Origin of the sequence: Bacillus sp. LUNF1, from assembly GCF_011008975.1 — a bacterium.
Classification (GTDB): Bacteria; Bacillota; Bacilli; order Bacillales; family Bacillaceae; genus Bacillus; species Bacillus velezensis.
The window spans coordinates 627,746-645,800 of sequence record NZ_CP048876.1 but is presented as its reverse complement, the minus strand read 5'-3'; the positions used below and the strand labels follow the sequence as shown (position 1 = coordinate 645,800).

Annotated in this window: 14 protein-coding genes and 2 riboswitches; of the genes, 3 read left to right on the top strand and 11 right to left on the bottom strand. The window is 45.2% G+C overall.

What is annotated here, in order from left to right; translation table 11 throughout:
• Positions 1–128: 128 nt before the first annotated feature.
• Positions 129–230, bottom strand: a riboswitch (purine riboswitch).
• Positions 231–308: 78 nt separating this feature from the next.
• The 7 genes from G4O42_RS03365 to G4O42_RS03335 form a co-directional block, all read right to left on the bottom strand.
• Positions 309–506, bottom strand: a complete 198-nt coding sequence (locus G4O42_RS03365; RefSeq protein WP_007609843.1) for an NETI motif-containing protein — start codon at positions 504–506, stop codon at positions 309–311.
• Positions 503–1,057, bottom strand: coding sequence for a DUF2179 domain-containing protein (locus G4O42_RS03360; protein WP_007609840.1), 555 nt, complete (start codon positions 1,055–1,057; stop codon positions 503–505). The genes G4O42_RS03365 and G4O42_RS03360 overlap by 4 nt, the downstream gene beginning before the upstream one ends.
• A gap of 121 nt (positions 1,058–1,178) precedes the next feature.
• Positions 1,179–1,352, bottom strand: a complete 174-nt coding sequence (locus G4O42_RS03355) for a Fur-regulated basic protein FbpA (RefSeq protein ID WP_003155777.1) — start codon at positions 1,350–1,352, stop codon at positions 1,179–1,181.
• A 138-nt stretch (positions 1,353–1,490) separates the two neighbouring features.
• A complete protein-coding gene (locus tag G4O42_RS03350) occupies positions 1,491–2,273 on the bottom strand; it encodes a hypothetical protein (RefSeq protein ID WP_032872549.1) in 783 nt (260 codons plus the stop codon).
• Positions 2,274–2,470: 197 nt separating this feature from the next.
• A complete protein-coding gene (locus G4O42_RS03345) occupies positions 2,471–3,793 on the bottom strand; it encodes an NCS2 family permease (protein WP_007408891.1) in 1,323 nt (440 codons plus the stop codon).
• 131 nt (positions 3,794–3,924) lie between these two features.
• Positions 3,925–4,026, bottom strand: a riboswitch (purine riboswitch).
• A gap of 123 nt (positions 4,027–4,149) precedes the next feature.
• The gene (locus G4O42_RS03340) at positions 4,150–5,589 is read right to left on the bottom strand and encodes a DUF4179 domain-containing protein (protein WP_032872552.1); all 1,440 of its coding nucleotides are present in this window, start codon (positions 5,587–5,589) and stop codon (positions 4,150–4,152) included.
• Positions 5,571–6,104 carry a sigma-70 family RNA polymerase sigma factor gene (locus G4O42_RS03335; protein WP_032872554.1) on the bottom strand — a complete coding sequence of 178 codons (534 nt, stop codon included), beginning with the start codon at positions 6,102–6,104 and terminating at the stop codon, positions 5,571–5,573. The genes G4O42_RS03340 and G4O42_RS03335 overlap by 19 nt, the downstream gene beginning before the upstream one ends.
• 489 nt (positions 6,105–6,593) lie before the next feature.
• Between G4O42_RS03335 and G4O42_RS03330 the strand changes: the two genes are divergently transcribed.
• The gene (locus G4O42_RS03330; protein WP_223204432.1) at positions 6,594–8,501 is read left to right on the top strand and encodes a hypothetical protein; all 1,908 of its coding nucleotides are present in this window, start codon (positions 6,594–6,596) and stop codon (positions 8,499–8,501) included.
• A 73-nt stretch (positions 8,502–8,574) separates the two neighbouring features.
• On the opposite strand, the gene guaA is transcribed toward G4O42_RS03330, so the two are convergent.
• The 4 genes from guaA to G4O42_RS03310 all read right to left on the bottom strand — a co-directional run bounded on the left by guaA (position 8,575) and on the right by G4O42_RS03310 (position 14,652).
• The gene (gene guaA / locus G4O42_RS03325; RefSeq protein ID WP_007408887.1) at positions 8,575–10,116 is read right to left on the bottom strand and encodes a glutamine-hydrolyzing GMP synthase; all 1,542 of its coding nucleotides are present in this window, start codon (positions 10,114–10,116) and stop codon (positions 8,575–8,577) included.
• Positions 10,117–10,279: 163 nt separating this feature from the next.
• Positions 10,280–12,487: a DUF4129 domain-containing transglutaminase family protein gene (locus tag G4O42_RS03320; protein WP_032872556.1), complete on the bottom strand. Its 2,208-nt coding sequence runs from the start codon at positions 12,485–12,487 to the stop codon at positions 10,280–10,282.
• 18 nt (positions 12,488–12,505) lie between these two features.
• Positions 12,506–13,690, bottom strand: coding sequence for a DUF58 domain-containing protein (locus tag G4O42_RS03315; protein WP_032872558.1), 1,185 nt, complete (start codon positions 13,688–13,690; stop codon positions 12,506–12,508).
• Positions 13,690–14,652: an AAA family ATPase gene (locus tag G4O42_RS03310; RefSeq protein WP_032872559.1), complete on the bottom strand. Its 963-nt coding sequence runs from the start codon at positions 14,650–14,652 to the stop codon at positions 13,690–13,692. Before G4O42_RS03310 ends, G4O42_RS03315 begins: the two co-directional genes overlap by 1 nt.
• Before the next feature lie 334 nt (positions 14,653–14,986).
• On the opposite strand from G4O42_RS03310, the gene gabP reads away from it, so the two are divergent.
• Positions 14,987–16,372, top strand: coding sequence for a GABA permease (gene gabP / locus G4O42_RS03305; RefSeq protein ID WP_012116987.1), 1,386 nt, complete (start codon positions 14,987–14,989; stop codon positions 16,370–16,372).
• A 111-nt stretch (positions 16,373–16,483) separates the two neighbouring features.
• Positions 16,484–18,022, top strand: a complete 1,539-nt coding sequence (gene cotA, locus G4O42_RS03300; RefSeq protein WP_032872561.1) for an outer spore coat copper-dependent laccase CotA — start codon at positions 16,484–16,486, stop codon at positions 18,020–18,022.
• The last annotated feature ends 33 nt before the right edge of the window (positions 18,023–18,055 follow it).

Sequence of the window (18,055 nt, the reverse complement as noted above, 5' to 3'; positions counted from 1 at the left end):
TTCCCACCTTCTCATGCTTTGTTTTTCAGAAAAAAAAGCCCGGCTTATATTGCAACTATGAGGAAGCAATACAAACCGGGCATGGCGCGCGTATCGTCAGTCGTTCGCTTCTGCGATATCCATGTCAGCTGTTTATCACTTTCCTGCATAGTCCGGCCGTTTACGGCAGCCGGGTAGAAACTTATGGGCCATATTCCCAAGATTATATGAGGTCGTGTTTTGATTTCATGTTTATCTTAACAACGGACTTGGATAATGTCAACGACATTATCGAACGATATAAAAATTCTTTCTTTTAATGTTCGTGTTTAGATCAATTTCCCTTCAAATACGATTTTTTTCCCGCAAGGAACGACTTGAATTGATCCATTTTCTTTCTTTTCTGTAAAGATCGGCTCTTCCATCCGCCGGACGGGCATATAGCCCTCTTCCTTCATTAAAGTGAGAATGGTGTCAATCGTTTCGTCTTCCGTTACTTCAAACCGTTTCTTTTTTGGCTTTGTCATTCCTTAATTCTCCTCTTCTTCACTGCTTTCACCCAGAATCCGCCATGGATCGTTTTCGGCTCAAAAGCGATCATAAACGCTTTTTCATCAAGCGTTTTAATCGTATCATAAAGCTGAAGCTCATATTTGCGCGGTGTCAGTATCTGCATGGCGGTCCGGTCTCCTTCAAGTCCTCCCGCAACCCAGCTTGTAACCCCGTATCCTTTTTCCCGGAGCTGTTTCGGCAGGTCCAGATCGAGCTCCTTCGTAATGACGTTGACTGTAATATAGCCGAGCGCCAGTTTTTCTTCAATTTTCATTCCCACTATGACGCCGAGACCGTAGCCGAGTGCATAGGCAATGACGTTTTGAATTTGATTCAGATTGCCGAGCACGAGACTCAGGCCGGTCACATACACAAGGATTTCAATCGTACTGATGCCTGCGGCGAAATAGCGCTGTCCCTTTAATGTCAGAATCATCCTGATCGTAAAGAAAGAGACATATATAATGTTAATGATGAGAATAATGAGAACCATACCTATACTGTTGGATAAAATCGTCTGCATCATTGATTCCCCCTCCTCTGATAATTTGAAAAGCCAATCTTTCAATTAAGGATAGTTTACCCTCTTTTGATCATTTTCAAAAGAAAAAAAAGCCCGCCCCGCAAGGCAGACTTTCAAGCTCTTATCAGTGAAGCTCGGCTTTTTTCAATCGTTTGACGGCTTCATATTCCTTTTCAAGCTCACTCAGCGTGTATCCGGACAGTTCCTGAACATGGTCTTGATAAAACCCTGAGCGGATCAGTTTTGTCCTCAGGTGCTGTTTTTTCCGATTAATGGCTTCTCGCAACAACGGGGCCATCTTCATCATCCCTTTCCGAATCATAAAGAGTAGTGCCGCTTTCGAATTGCTGTTGCTCTCATCATATCTCGGCCGGGTCTTCAAAACAACACGCTTTATTAGAAAAATTTGTAAACATTGTGAAAGACAAATTTCGACTTATAAAGGGATCAGCGAAGCAGTAAAGTACTCTGAAATGAGCGGCCATGTCACAGCCGTAAAAATGAGCATGATGATGACCGCCGCGGAAATACAGTACATCACGTCAGCCGCAGGCTTTTCAGCCGATTTGTAAAGAATCTGCACAAATTGCACCATCGCCGAGGCGGCCAGAAACAAGGTCAGCGCCGTAAACACCACGGTGATGACCGGCAGATTCAATATCGCGAAAATCATCCACACGATAGAGCAGGTGACAGCCGGAACCAAAAGCGATCCGACCCCCGCGGCCGCATCCCGCATCGTGATTTTCTGTTTCATCATATAACGTGATACAAGCCAGACCGCCCCGGCCGCAGCGGCAAAAAAGACGAGCGTATACACGAGAACGACGGTAAAGCCGTCAAAAAACGTATGATGCCGCTCTCCGTATCCGAGAGGCCTTTGCTGGCTTGCCCTCAGCTGAAACCAATTTCCGATTGAGAAAAAGATACTGAACACAAGCATTGAAATAAGAGCATATTTAAAGCGGGAAAAGCCGTCTTCCCCAACGACCTTCACCGGTGATGTCAAAATGCGCAGCGCGAAACGGCAATAACGTTTGACCGCGGCCCATACAGAAGCGAGTTTTTCCGTAAAAGCCCGAGCCGGGCGCCGTTCCTTTTCTTTCTTCTTTTGCTTTTGATAACGTCCCGCTTTTCTGGACATTCTCGAGAGCGGTTCTTCATCAGTTCCCTGATGCTGTTTTTCTTCTTCCAACGTTTCTTTTCTTTCTTCCGTCATGTCAGCAACTCCTATCAAAAAAATACGGCGGAATTTGTTAAGCAAGAAAATAAAACACTTATATAAGGTACCGAAGCGTCCTTAAACAGTCAAGCGGTTTTCTTCACCCGGACACCCACATGACGTTTTATAGTATGTATTGGTTTTACGGAATAGGACAAAAACAAAAAACCGGCTGAACTCAGCCGGTTTTTCCGTTATTTCAAGAAGATGAAATACAGGATAAAGATGACGAACAGCCCGTACATAATCGGATGAACGCTTTTTCCTTTTCCTTTGCAGATCATTGTAATCGGGTAGAATATAAAACCGATCGCAATCCCCGTCGCAATGCTGTACGTCAGCGGCATCATAATCATCGTTAAGAATGCCGGCACAGCCACCTCGAATTTATCCCAGGCGATCTTACCGAGCGGCGCCACCATCAGCGCGCCGACAATAATTAAAGCCGGAGCCGTCACATTCGTGGTGACAACTGACAGAAGCGGCGAGAAAAACATCGCCAGCAAAAAGAGAATGCCCGTCACAACAGCCGCGAAGCCGGAGCGCGCCCCCGCCGCAACGCCTGAGCTTGATTCAACATAAGAAGTCGTTGTAGACGTACCGAGTACGGCTCCGATAACGATTGATGTCGAATCCGCCAGAAGCGCTCTTCCCGCACGCGGAAGTTTATTTTCCTTCATCAGCCCGGCCTGTGTCGCTACAGCCACCAGCGTTCCGGCCGTATCGAAAAACCCGACGAACAGGAACGTTAAAATGACAATCAGCATTTGGACGGAGAAGATATCCGGAAGATGCATCCACGCCTGTCCGAAAGTCGGCGCAAGACTCGGCACGCTGCCGACAATGTGCGTCGGAACCGGAATCAGTCCGCAGACCATGCCGGCAACCGCCGTCAGAAGCATTCCGATAAATACGCCGCCGTTTACGCGAAGCACCATCAGAATGACCGTCACAATAACACCGAAAACCGTCAGCAGCACAGGGCCGCTGTGAATATTGCCGATAGACACCAAAGTCGATGAGTTCGCTTCAATAATGCCCGAACCCTGCAAACCGACAAATGTGATGAACAAACCGATACCCGCGCCGACCGCCAATTTCAGCTCAGGCGGAATCGCATTAATGATTTTTTCCCGCAATCCCGTCAGCGAAAGCGCCACGAAGATAATTCCGGAAATCAAGACGCCGGAAAGCGCGGCCTGCCATGAAATCCCCATGCCGAGGACGACAGAGAAAGCAAAAAACGCATTTAATCCCATACCCGGCGCAATCGCGATCGGATACTTTGCAATGAGCCCCATTAAAATACAGCCGGCCGCAGACGCCAAGGCTGTAGCGGTGAACACCGCGCCCTGATCAATTTTTAATGCTTCGGGAAATCCCTTCACACCGTTTAAAGACAATGTCAGCGGATTGACGAACAGAATGTACGCCATTGACAAAAAGGTCGTTAAACCGCCGATGATTTCATTACGATAGCTTGTCCCCAGCTCATCAAACTGAAAAAATTGCTTCAAGCCAATTGCCTCCTTCATTCTCTCCCATTTATTCTGCCCGATATCCGCCAAATAAAAAACGCCCCAAATACATTTGGGACGCTTGACTACATACGTTCAGTCTGAATAAATAAGAATGGATTATTTATATCAAACGATTGAGATTGATCCGTAGTCAAGCCATTTACGGTAGCTTGGTAGAAACTTGCGGGCCATATCCCCGCCATTATACGATATCTGCATATTTGATTTCTGAGTCTATTGTATCAATTCAATTTTGAAAACTCAATAAAAAAAACGAACAATCCCGTTAAAAAAATTTGGTTTATTCGTTAATTGACCAAAAATGGAAGACGGCAAAAGCCGCCTTCCTGACATCATTTTCCGTCTGCAGGCCAGACCGGCACCGAGAATGTGATTCCGCTGTCATCGGCCAGCAAGTTCATAACCGTTTGATTGACGTACAAAGCATATGAATCGAATGAAAAATCGCGCAATGAATAGTCTTTATTGGTTGAATCATCCAATTCAAAAACGGATTCCATTTCACCCGTTTTAAGGTTCGTGACTTTCGCCTTATTCCCTTTCAGATAATAGCCTTTTTCATACTCATTAAGCGATGGCCAGGTTTTCATTTTTTTCGTATTGCCGAGACCGATAGACTCACCGACATTGATCAGCTGATCTTTATCCGTTTTGCTGTCATTAATTCCTGTGAATTGATAATCGACGATCACCCGTCTGCCTTGCTGTTTGATCTTTTTGATGGTAATGCCGACATGATGATGTTTCGTTTTATAGCTGGCGGGCAGTTTTGTTTTCAGAGGGACGATTTCTCCCGGCTCTGATTCTGATTTTAAATTACCCGTTATGAAAAGTGTTTTCGCTTTCGGGTCTATCGGTTTGCTGAATTGAGTTTGGCCGCGTATTCTTTTCCCGCCGCCGGGAAGGTTCTTTCTGCTGCCAAGTTCAATATTCGACATCGTCATTTCATAATGGTTTCCAGCATCATCCGTTGCTTCGTCAATCGAGATGGCATCATTTTTAGCTGCATCTTGAAAGTCGACTGAATACAGGAGAGCCGATCCCATCGTTCCGTTTTCCGCCCGGATATCGAAAAAGCGGTATAACCCGTTTACATTCACAGCTTTCGTCCCTTCAAGAGAAACGGACTTTTGTTTTTTAATCGGGAGTGTAAAGCGCCAGTTTCCGGGAATATCCTTGATCTGTGTAATGACAAGCGGAAGCTTATCACCGTCTTTCATCTTTGGGCCGTCCGCAAAAAAGCGAAGCTGCCCCCCGTACTGCCCGTCTTTCATTTTTTTCATGCCCTGACTGTCATAATCCAAAGATAATATATTCCGGATGTCTTTATAATCTACTTCAAAAGGAATATCCTCCTCATCAGATTTCAAATTGTCAACGGTAAAATTGTAAACGAGCTGTCCGCTGTCGTAATACACACTTTTCACTGTCACCGTGATTCCGCGTGATTCTGCTTTCTCATTCAGTTTTGTCACCAAATTGCTTTTAAACAGCGCAGAACCTGCCTTATCCTGAAATACCCTGTAAATCTGCCCGGCAACAGGGATGTTTCCCATAGCCGTATTAACGGAGGGTATGAATAAGCCTGAGGACAAATACAGAATAAACAAAGCGGCAGCAACCGCGAGTCCGTTTATCACTTTTCGTCCCCATCTCCGTCTGACGGCGCCTTCTTTTCCGGCACGGACAGCGGCGCTATGTATCACGTTTTTCAATTCAGCTTTCGGCACGTCAATGTCCTGATACAATTGCTTCATTTGATGCTTTTCCATATATGTTTATCCTCCTTTTCCAGCTCCTGCTTCAATGCTTTTCTCGCCCTGTGAAGATGCGTTTTTACAGTGCCTTCCGCCATACCGGTCTGTTCAGCGATCATAGCAATCGAGAAATCTTGAAAATAATAAAGCTGAATGGTCAGCTGTATATGTTCGTCAAGGGTTTCCAGGGCATTCCGAAGATCTATGTATTCTTCAATGTTCTTATTCTCCGCGCGCGTATCATGTTGCGGCTCAAACGGAATGACGTCTCCGTGCTTTTTCCTCATCGCAAAAATCGTATGAAGCAAAATCCGGATCAGCCACGTTTTAAAATATTTCGGCTCCTTCAGCTGTGCGATATAAAGAAAAGCCTTGTAAGCCGTTTCCTGAACAGCGTCCAGTGTATCTTCCTTGTGATGCAAATAGAGATAAGCTGTTTTATATAAAGTATCCTGGTGTGCTGTGATCAGTTTTTCAAAGGCTGCGGCATCACCTTTTTTCGCCTTTTTGATCAATCGTTCTTCCTTCACCTTATCCACCTCCTATGCTGTTAGATATGAATCAGGGCAAAACGGTTTCAAAAAGATGAAAAAAAACGCCTCTTTTTTAAAAAGAGACGTTTTTTATCTTCATTTATTCCCACTCAATGTTCTCTAAACAGTATAAGAGTTCTTTGATTAAAGCATATCTTGATTTCTGTTATTTGTAAATTGTTTGCACTCTTTTACAATGATACTTTTTATTTGTGGACTTTGTAGGAAATCTTAAATATGTAATCAAAACGAAAAAAACCTTAACGACTACTTTTTTAGGCTAAAGATAATTTAGATACTCATCATTCCATTCAACCATTTGAAATTGACTCTGACCGATTAAAAATGATTTCCCGTAGATCATGCTAAGTCTCATAGAAACTTGATTTCTAATCATAAATGTTAAAAGAAATTTAAAAAATTTGATGATATAATTTAAAAGTAGAGAAATCTACCTTTAAATTATAGACAAAGTGGGGTGTTTTTTTGCAATTAGATCAATTTAATAGAGATTCGCTATATAGTAAAGCATTGGAGTATTGGTATGAAGAATGGAAATCTTTAATATCACAAGTGAAAAATGGGACAATAGGAATTGATATAGTTAATATTCGTCTTGTGTTATTGGATGTGATTAATGAATATGAACTAAATAAATTTGAGAGTGACAACAATCGTAAAGTTTATATAAAATTAATCGAAAATCTTATTAGTGAAAGACATATGAAATTATATAGAGATGAATTACTCATTTTAAAAGGGAAATTGGAAAGGAAAGATAGTCAGGCAGTTTATGTTATTGCTAAGGAACTTTCTAAAAAAATTTCTAAAGCAAATTTTGCACAAATATTATTTGACGAATTATTAGAAATTATCGAAAAGAAATTATTCTTAAAAAAAGATAGAACTAAAATTAAAAATTTAACTAAGGATATCATTATAGACTTAGTAACTTCAGGGAAAAGTGTGAAGGATATCGAAAACTTACTCAGTGACGTATTCCAAACATATAATGTAAATGGAGAAGATATCTTTATTCTTTTCAAATATACTCCTGCTGGCTTGTCTCCTGAACAAGCCAAAGTATATATTGATAATTTAAGTGTAAAAGATAGATTAGAGATATTTAGAAAAAATTTAATAGCAAAGAAAAGTGACTATCTTTTTATATTTCCTGTATGGGGAATGATTGCACCTCCTCTTAAAGATGAAAACGATACAATATTTGGTTTTTATGTATATGATCCAGTCCGAGAAAAAAAAACTCCAGATGCCGAATTGTTTGACGAAACGTTTAACACAAAAAAACAAGAAGAAGTTGTTGAAGATACATATAAATTTGATAGTAGATGTAATGTACTAGTTAAAGTACAGGCTATTTCTAATAATGTGGCGAAAAAAATTGCAGAAGAAAAGTATTTAATTTTTTTAAGGTTAGCAAATTTGAAGTTTGCTAGCAAGTTTAAAGAGTTTTTTTGGGATGGACAGTATATAGGAAAAAATCTTGATAGCGAATCTAGTTTTGGTACTGCATTTAGCTTAGGTAGAGATGACAGAGTTTTTAGAAGAAAACTCAGCAAAGATAATCCAGTTTATTTTAGTAATGAAAAGTTTAAACAAATGAAAGATTATTCTAAGGTAATTGATGCCCTTGAAAAAAGGAATATGTTCATTGAATTAAATTCTATTATTAATGTAATTGAATTGATGTCTAATTCTATTTGGGAAACCGAGAACAATAAGCTGTTGAATTATTGGATTTGCATTGAAAGTTTAGCAAACATTTCAAAGGCATATAATGAATCTAAATTTACTTTTATTAAAGAAGCAATATCAAATATGTATTTTCTTTGGGAACAATTTAGACCAATTCATAATCTCTTTTTATTAACTGTAAAGTATACTGAACACTCATTTAGAAATGATGATTCCATCAATATACCGGAGGAATTTGCCCATGATGTTGGCATTTACCAAGCGCGGTCTGAGGACTCAGTAGTTTCACTGGTTAAATTTCACAAACGGATGAAGGATTTATTGTCTTATACCACAAAAGAAAGCTTTTTAGATAGTATTGAAGATACTCTTGATTTTTATCAAAATAATAAAAAGGCTTTACAGATGCTCCGAAACAAAAAAGATGAAGTTAAGTTAACAATTGATTATATATATAAGTCTAGAAATCAAATTGTTCATAATGGTTATGTAGCAAAAAACCTTATACCTTACTTAGTAAATTTTGCAGAGAGTTATGCAGAGTCATTATTCCAGAGAATTATAGACGTATATCTTGAAGATGAATTTGATCTTCAGAACTATTTTATCAAAGAACAATATGAAGGTGTTTTATTGGAAAAGAAGCTTTCAAGTGAGACTTTTATAAAATTGGTTTAGAAGAATAAATTTATTTTTTGAAAAAACAAGAGCTTAGAACCCTTATAAACCAAGGATTCTAAGCTTCTTTTGACTATTCCCACTCAATCGTTGCAGGCGGCTTGCTCGTAATGTCATACACGACGCGGTTGATGTGTTTCACTTCGTTGACGATCCGTGTCGAAATCACTTCAAGCACATCCCAAGGGATACGCGCCCAGTCAGATGTCATGCCGTCGATTGATGTTACGGCACGGATACCGATTGTGTAATCATACGTTCTCGCATCTCCCATGACACCGACGCTGCGGATGTCAGGAAGAACCGTGAAGTACTGCCAGATGTCGCGCTCTAGGCCGTGGTTCGCCACTTCTTCACGCAGAATCGCGTCTGATTCACGAACGATCTCAAGTTTTTCTTCCGTTACTTCACCGAGTACGCGGATGCCAAGGCCAGGGCCAGGGAACGGCTGACGCCATACGATATCATCCGGAAGGCCGAGCTCCGTGCCAAGCGCGCGCACTTCGTCTTTGAAAAGGGTGTTCAGCGGCTCTATCAGTTCAAACTGCATATCTTCAGGAAGTCCGCCGACATTGTGATGCGATTTGATCGTTTGCGCCGTTGCAGTACCGCTCTCGATAATATCCGTGTAAAGCGTTCCTTGCGCAAGGTAATCGATGCCTTTCAGCTTGTCCGCTTCATCATCAAACACGTAAATGAATTCGTTGCCGATGATTTTGCGTTTTTGCTCAGGATCAGAAACACCTTTCAGCTTGTTTAAGAATCTGTCTTTCGCATCAACTTTAATGACATTCATATTAAAGCCTTCGCTGAACGTTTTCATGACGCCTTCCGCTTCGCCTTTACGGAGCAGGCCGTGATCGACGAAAATACAAGTCAGCTGGTCGCCGATCGCTTTATGAATTAAAGCAGCCACAACAGAGGAATCAACACCGCCGCTTAGCGCGCAAAGAACCTGTTTGTCTCCGACTGTTTCACGGATTTTTTGCATTTCGATTTCGATAAAGTTTTCCATTGACCATTTGCCTTCACAATCGCAAACGCCGAATACAAAGTTTTTCAGAAGATCATTGCCGTATTCAGAGTGGCGCACTTCCGGGTGGAACTGAACGCCATACCAATTCTTGTCCGCTTTGCTCATCGCTGAATTCGGGCAGTGATGGCTTGTTGCGTCAACAGTGAAGCCTTCAGGAACTTCTACAACCAAATCGCCGTGGCTCATCCACACAACCTGTTCTTCCGGAAGATCCTTGAACAAGTCAGGAGTTCCTTGAATCTGAATGTTCGCTTTTCCGTATTCGCGCTGGCTTGCCGCCTCGACTTTCCCTCCGAGGTAATGAGTCATCAGCTGCATGCCGTAGCAGATGCCCAATACAGGAATATCGAGTTCAAAGATTTTTTCATCACAGCGGAAAGATCCTTCATCATATACACTGTTCGGTCCGCCTGAAAGGATAATTCCTTTTGGATTCATTTCTTTGATTTCCTCAGCTGTCAACGTATGGGGGTGCAGCTCGCTATATACGCCAAATTCACGGATCCGGCGGGTAATCAGCTGGTTATACTGACTGCCGAAATCAAGAACAAGAATCATTTCATTCACTAACTTCGTCATGGTTGTCACCTAATCTCCTCTAAGTTTTTGACACAGAAAAAACGGAGGACAAACGTTCAGCCCTCTGTCGCGCAAGACTTGTACGGAAGCCCGGCTTTTTAACGCTCCCGGGCTCCCATTTAACATTCATTTATTCTAACAACAGGACGATATGCGGTCAAGACTATCTTGTTTTAATTATATTTTCCCACAACTGTCCTGATTCATTCCAAAGCTTTGCGGCATTATCCCTGCGGTATAAGGCCCGCTCATAGCGCAACGTCAGCTCGGACATGTCGTTTGTATGGTGCGCCTCGTCAATCCTCGCAGCAAAATCGCGCAGTGTTTCTCCGTCTCCCCTGCTGAAACCTTTTCGTTTCAGCTGGCGGAGCAGCGCGGCATATGCGTCGAAAAAGACGTCTTCATCCGTGCGCCGCTTCAATCTGGCTGCTGTAACGTGCGGAATCCAGCGCGCCCGGAACAGCCAGACGAGTGCCGCCGCGGCTGAAATCACGATGGCGATGGCTGCATACGGCCACAGGTGTGCCGCGGTTTTGTTGCGGATCACAGGATGCGGTACCGCGCTGTGATCCCGCTTTTTCGGTGTTTCTTCTTTTTCCGGCTTTGTTTCCTGACGCTGCTTGTCAGACGGTGCATCCGAATTCCCCGCTGAGCCTCCGCTGTCTTTTGCCGCGGTATGATTTTGCTCTGACGTAAACTCCGTCGGATTGGTGAAGCCTTTTGTCGGCTCAAACGTCACCCAGCCCTGATCGGGAAAATACACTTCTACCCACGAATGGGCGTTGTTGTTTGTGACTTCATAAATGTGGCCGTTATGGTCGCCTGCCCCTTTATATTCGCCGGATGTATAGCCCTTCACCCAACGGGCGGGAATTCCCGCGGAGCGGAGCAGCACCGCCATTGCCGATGAAAAGTTATCACAATATCCTCTTTTCGTTTCAAACAGAAATTGATCGACATAATCCTGATTGTGCTCCGGAACCGCGACATCCTGTGTATTATACGAAAATGCGGAAGATCCGAGATAATCCTCGATCGCCTTCGCTTTATCGAACATATTATGATGATCCCGCGTCAGTCTGTCCGCAAGCTGTCTCACTCTTTTCGGAAGGCTGTCGGGGACCTGTAAATACCGGTCATTGAATTGATTCTGCTCACGGTATCGTTTCACTTTCACTTTTCTGAGATCATTCAGCTTAAAGACGGGCGCCTGAAAGGTCACCGTGTACCTTCCCATATTGCGGATGTTGCCCACTTGTTCACTGACCGGCGTAATTTGCTCGGTGTTTCCGTTCATTTCAAGCTGAATCGAGTGCTTCGGTTTAATATTGGAGACGCCGATCGGATACATGACGTGATTATAGAGATAATTCTCATCAATGGACACCTGTGCCGTATACCGTCTCGTCTGCACACTCCGGTCAAACCATATATCTTCCACGTTGCCGCCGTTCAGTTTATAAGACATGCCCTGATCGGTCTCCACCCAGCCTTTCCCCGTGTATGTATCCTTCGTTTCCACCCGGAAGTACGCCCGTTCTTTTCCTTTCCATGTAAAAACCGGCGTATCATCCTGCTGAAAAGGACCGCCCAATGTTTCATCATGATTGCCGTAGCCGATTTTGCTTTCGGCGGCGGGCACTTCTTTGTGGTTTGTTATTTTTTTAAGAAACGGCACGGGGTCCGGCCAGTTCGGGTCTGATTTCGGAGCAGCCAGACCGAACACGACGGAAGCGCAGATAAACAGCATCAGCGGCAGAAACCATTTGAGTATCAATCTTTTTTTAAACGCTATATGTTCCGTAAGCCGGATGCGCTCCATATACAAAAGCCCCATCATCAAAAAGCCGATAAAGACGATCCGGATGACGGCGTACGCGGCATCATAGGGAGTAAACGTATCAAGCACGGTGATATACGCTACCGTCATGATAAAAAAGAATAATATTTTCCGCTGATAGATCACCCAGTAATGCAGCAAATACACGAGCAGCCATAAAAGCACAAAAAACAGCAACGTGCGGAATGACGGGTTCATGTCATTCCATCTTCCGGACCCGATGTGGCGGGCATTTTGCATCACGTCCCGCAAAAAAGAAACGAGCCATTCCGGCTGAAAAACCGAACCTTTATAAAACAGGATGTGAATACTGATCAACGTAAACAGAATGCAGGACGGCACGGTGACGTACCACCTCATCCGGAAGAATGACAGCAGAAATGCCAAACCGATAAAAACGATGAAAAAACCGGTATGTTTTGTATCCGTAAAATTGTGCAGCGGCCTGAGCCATTCCCATAACAATAAAAAAGCGAGAAAATAAAACAGCAGCAGACTCAGCCTGCTTCCCTGGTTCTCGTCATGCGGCATGGCGCGCCACCTCTCTTTCTAAACAACATGGGACACCCGTTTGTCCCTGATCATTTGCACCTTAATATTTTTTTGAGCGAAGATGAGAGCGAGTTTCCGTTCTTTCTCCGAAAGCGCGGCATTCGTTTCTTTCGCCAAAAACACCGTCATGTCAGCACGGCCGGGCTCAGCCTGTTTGAGAAGGTCTTCTGTAAGACTGCCCGTCACGACGGCAATGGAAGCTTTGCGGACACGCGGATCCGCCAGCTCTTTTCCTAAACGCCCGCCTGCATCGGCTTCTTCCGATTCTGAAGCTGATGCCAGGTAACGCAGCATCTTTCTGAAATGCCGGTCTCCCTCCCGGACGGGAAATACAGTCCGGTCTCTCCCCAATGAGATAAATCCTGCGGGAGAGCCCTTCACAAGCGCCGTGTAAAGCAGGGATGCCGAAGCGGATACCGCGGCTTCAAACGATGGGGACGGCCTGCAGTCCAAAAGGAGAATCATATTCACACTCTGCAGCGGGTCAAATTCCTTCGTCATCAGCTCATTTCGCCGCGCCGATGTTTTCCAGTCAAGTGCGGAAAACCGGTCGCCCGGCTGATAATTTCTGACGCTCGCAGCCATTGCGGAGCGGTGTACCTGAAACGGAGCGCCGGCAGCCGCACCCTCTTCCCCGGAGGCAGCCTGCGGCTTATAGTGAACAGACCCGTACGCCGGGAAAACCAGAACCGTATCCGTAACGGAAAACGACGCCGTCTTGTCCAAAAGCCCGAGAACATCTCCCGTCCGCACTCTTATCGTATGTAAATGATGCTCTCCGCGCGGCACCTGCGGCAGCTCATATTGTAACGTCAGCTTCCTTTGAAACCACGGAAACACAAGCTGTTTCGCACTGCGCCTCTCGCCAAGCGTTTCCGGCATCACATCTTCAATGACCATATATGTCAGCGGAAACGGCAGGCGCCTCGCCAGCCTGATGGTGACAGACAGCCTGTCGCCTGAGGTTAACTGGGCGGAGGACACGTCACGCGTCACCTGAAACGCCCGCAGCGGGTACACAGCGACCAGCCCGGCGTAAACGGTAAACGGCAAAAACGCATAAAATAAAAACCAGCTCACAAATCCGCCCTGAAACATGGCATAAGAAAAGACAGCCGCCGTCAGTACGGCCAACATAAGCAGCTTCCATCCATATAGAAGCCAATGCATCTTCTTTCTCATTAGCGGACCGACATCCTTTGGACGGGGACTTTTTCCGTTTGCATGATGTCTTCTATAACCGCTTCCGGTGTCACATCGTTAAATTTCGCCTCGGCGGTCAAGATCATTCTGTGCGGCAGCGTATACGGAGCCAAATACTGGACGTCATCAGGAATGACGTAATCGCGGTCATGAAGCAGCGCGTACGCCTGCGCGGCTTTCATTAATGAGATTGAACCGCGCGGACTTACGCCCAGATGTACGGACGGATGCCGGCGGGTATGCTGAGTAATGTCGACGATATACGCTTTTATTCCATCATCCACCCGCACCTGCTCCAGTTTTTGCTGAAGGCTGATAAACTGTTCTTTAGAAATGACGGGCTCGATTGTTTCAAGCGGATTGCGCCCTTCCTGCAAAGACAGAACCCGAAGCTCCTCCTCGGCAGTCGGGTAGCCCATGCGCAGCTTAAATAAAAACCGGTCAAGCTGGGCTTCGGGAAGCGGATACGTTCCTTCATATTCAACCGGGTTTTGTGTGGCCATGACGAAAAACGGCTCAGCCAGCCGCATTGTCTTTCCGTCAATGGTGACATTCCCTTCCTCCATTGCCTCAAGCAGAGAAGACTGCGTTTTCGGAGAGGTTCTGTTAATTTCATCAGCCAGCACGATATTCCCCATGATCGGTCCAGGGCGGTATTCAAATTCCATCGTTTTCGTATTATAAATAGAGACACCCGTCACATCTGACGGCAGAAGATCCGGCGTGAACTGAATCCTCTTAAAGTCAGCTCCGATCAGTTTGGCCAAAGCGCGGACCATCATCGTTTTTCCGACTCCCGGCACGTCTTCCAGCAGCACATGCCCTTTTGCGAGAATGGCGGCCAGACTGAGTATGGCGATATCCCGTTTTCCTATGATGATGTTTTCAATATGCTCAACGGCTTTCTCCAGCAGCGGATGCAGCTCTTCTTTATAAGCCATTCTTCTCCTCCTAGTCATCTCTCAAATTTCAATTATCGTAACCTAACTTTACCACAAAATATAAACAGTATAAAAAAACGTTTCCAGCGAATTGTTTCCAGTCTGAAAAAGGAAAAAGCTCCCTTTAGAAAGGAAGCTTTATTTCAGCTGGAGAGGCTCCATATGAACGTGTGAATGGTCAATGGCATGTTCCTCTTTCATCCCGGCACCTTCTGCTGTACGGACGAGAAAAAATGTCATATTTTCTTACATCATTTTCAACTGCCTGTGGCATTTATGATAGAATAATACTTGTCGGAATATTCAGCATAAACAAACCAAAAGGAGGCAAAGAATGAATCAGCCTAACTCTTTATCAAAGGGATTAAAAACCCGGCATATGACTATGATTTCAATTGCCGGCGTGATCGGCGCCGGATTATTTGTCGGAAGCGGATCCGTCATTCATTCCACCGGACCCGGAGCGATTGTCTCCTACGCATTAGCAGGACTATTAGTTATTTTTATTATGAGAATGCTGGGGGAAATGTCCTCCGTCAACCCGACAAGCGGTTCGTTTTCACAGTACGCGCATGACGCCATCGGTCCTTGGGCCGGTTTTACGATCGGATGGCTGTATTGGTTTTTCTGGGTCATCGTCATTGCCATTGAAGCCATTGCAGGCGCCGGAATCATACAGTACTGGTTCCCGGGCATTCCGTTATGGCTGACGAGTCTGCTTCTGACCGTGCTGTTAACACTGACGAATATTTATTCAGTTAAATCGTTCGGCGAATTTGAATACTGGCTTTCCTTAGTGAAGGTAGCGACGATCGTTGTCTTCTTAATCGCGGGATTTGCGTTCATTTTCGGAATCGTCCCCGGCAGCAAACCGGTCGGGCTGGAAAATCTGGCGGGCAGCGGCGGATTTTTCCCTAAAGGTCCAAGTTCCGTTCTGCTCGGCATCGTCGTTGTCATTTTTTCTTTCATGGGATCTGAAATCGTCGCAATCGCAGCGGGAGAAACGTCAAATCCGGTCGAATCCGTCACAAAGGCGACCCGCTCAGTCGTTTGGCGGATCATTATTTTTTACGTCGGTTCCATTGCGGTTGTGGTCACACTGCTGCCGTGGGATTCAGCCAATATTTTGGAAAGCCCCTTCGTTGCCGTTTTGAGCCATATCGGGGTTCCCGCAGCCGCTCAAATCATGAATTTCATCGTCCTGACAGCCGTTCTGTCCTGCCTGAACTCCGGGCTTTATACGACGTCACGGATGCTGTATTCACTGGCAGAGCGAAATGAAGCGCCGCGGCGTTTTATGAAACTGAGTAAAAGAGGCGTACCGGTTCAAGCCATTATCGCCGGCACCTTTTTCTCCTATATTGCCGTTGTTATGAACTACTTTTCTCCCGACTCCGTATTTTTGTTCCTGGTCAATTCATCAGGGGCGATCGCACTGCTCGTTTATCTCGTTATCGCCGTCTCACATCTGAGAATGAGAAAGAAAATCGAACGGACAAACCCTGAATCTCTTAAAATCAAAATGTGGTTCTATCCGTACTTAACCTACCTGACGATCATCGCCATTTGCGCCATCTTGTTATCTATGCTGTTTATCAGTTCAATGCGGTCTGAATTTCTGCTGACAGGATTTATTACTCTGCTGGTACTTGCCTCATATGTATTCCGCAAAAAACAAAAACCGAAAGAGAGCGCTTCCGAAAGCCGGGTTGCGCAATAACCGCAAACACCCCCCCCCTCAAAAAAGGGCGGGTGTTTTTTTAACCAACCTGTTCAAGGCAGCATTAACTGTAGTACAGGATTTCAATAATTGATAAGGACAGGATGAAAAATGGCACTAGAAAAATTTGCAGATGAACTGCCGATTATCGAAACACTCCAGCCGCAGAAGAAATCAGACGGCAGCACGTATTATGAAGTCACCATGAAGGAATGCTTTCACAAGCTGCACCGCGATCTCCCGCCCACCCGGCTGTGGGGGTATAACGGTTTATTTCCCGGCCCGACGATCGAGGTGAACAAAGATGAGAACGTCTATATTAAATGGATGAATGACCTTCCGGATAAGCATTTTCTGCCTGTGGATCATACCATTCACCATTCAGAAAGCGGCCATCAGGAACCCGATGTCAAAACCGTCGTCCATTTACACGGAGGAGCAACCCCGCCGGACAGCGACGGCTACCCGGAAGCCTGGTTCACAAAGGATTTTAAGGAAACGGGTCCTTATTTTGAGAAAGAGGTATACCATTATCCAAACAAACAGCGCGGGGCTCTGTTATGGTATCACGATCACGCCATGGCGATTACGAGGCTCAATGTGTACGCCGGGCTTGCCGGGATGTATATCATTCGCGAGAGAAAAGAAAAGCAGCTGAAGCTTCCCTCCGGAGAGTACGACGTACCGCTTATGATTTTGGACCGCACGTTAAATGACGACGGTTCCTTGTCTTATCCGAGCGGACCTGCTACCCCTTCCGAAACGCTGCCCGACCCTTCCATCGTCCCGTTTTTTTGCGGAAATACCATTCTCGTCAATGGTAAAGCGTGGCCGTATATGGAAGTTGAACCGCGGACATATCGTTTCCGCATCCTTAATGCCTCCAATACAAGAACATTTTCTCTCTCGCTCAATAACGGCGGCAAGTTTATCCAAATCGGTTCTGACGGCGGACTGCTTCCCCGCTCTGTCAAAACACAATCTATCAGCTTAGCCCCGGCAGAGCGGTATGATGTGCTCATCGATTTCTCCGCCTTTGACGGAGAACATATCATTTTAACGAACGGCACCGGCTGCGGGGGCGACGTCGATCCGGATACAGACGCCAATGTGATGCAATTCCGCGTCACAAAACCGCTGAAGGGAGAAGACACAAGCCGGAAGCCTAAATATCTTTCAACAATGCCTAATGTAACATCAAAGAGAATACACAATATCAGGACGCTTAAACTCACAAATACGCAAGACAAATACGGCCGGCCCGTTTTGACGCTGAATAACAAGCGATGGCATGATCCTGTGACAGAAGCGCCGAAGCTCGGCACAACGGAAATCTGGTCGATTATCAATCCGATGGGGGGAACCCATCCGATACACCTGCATCTTGTTTCCTTCCAAATCCTTGACCGGCGTCCTTTTGACTTAGAGCGTTATAACAAATTCGGCGACATTGTGTATACAGGGCCAGCCGTCCCGCCTCCTCCAAGTGAAAAAGGCTGGAAAGATACCGTGCAGGCGCACTCGGGAGAGGTCATCAGAATCGCGGCGACCTTCGCTCCTTACAGCGGACGCTACGTATGGCACTGTCATATTTTAGAACACGAAGATTACGACATGATGAGACCGATGGACGTCACGGATAAGCAGTAAACAAATATCACCCCTTTTAGAGAAGGGGCTTTT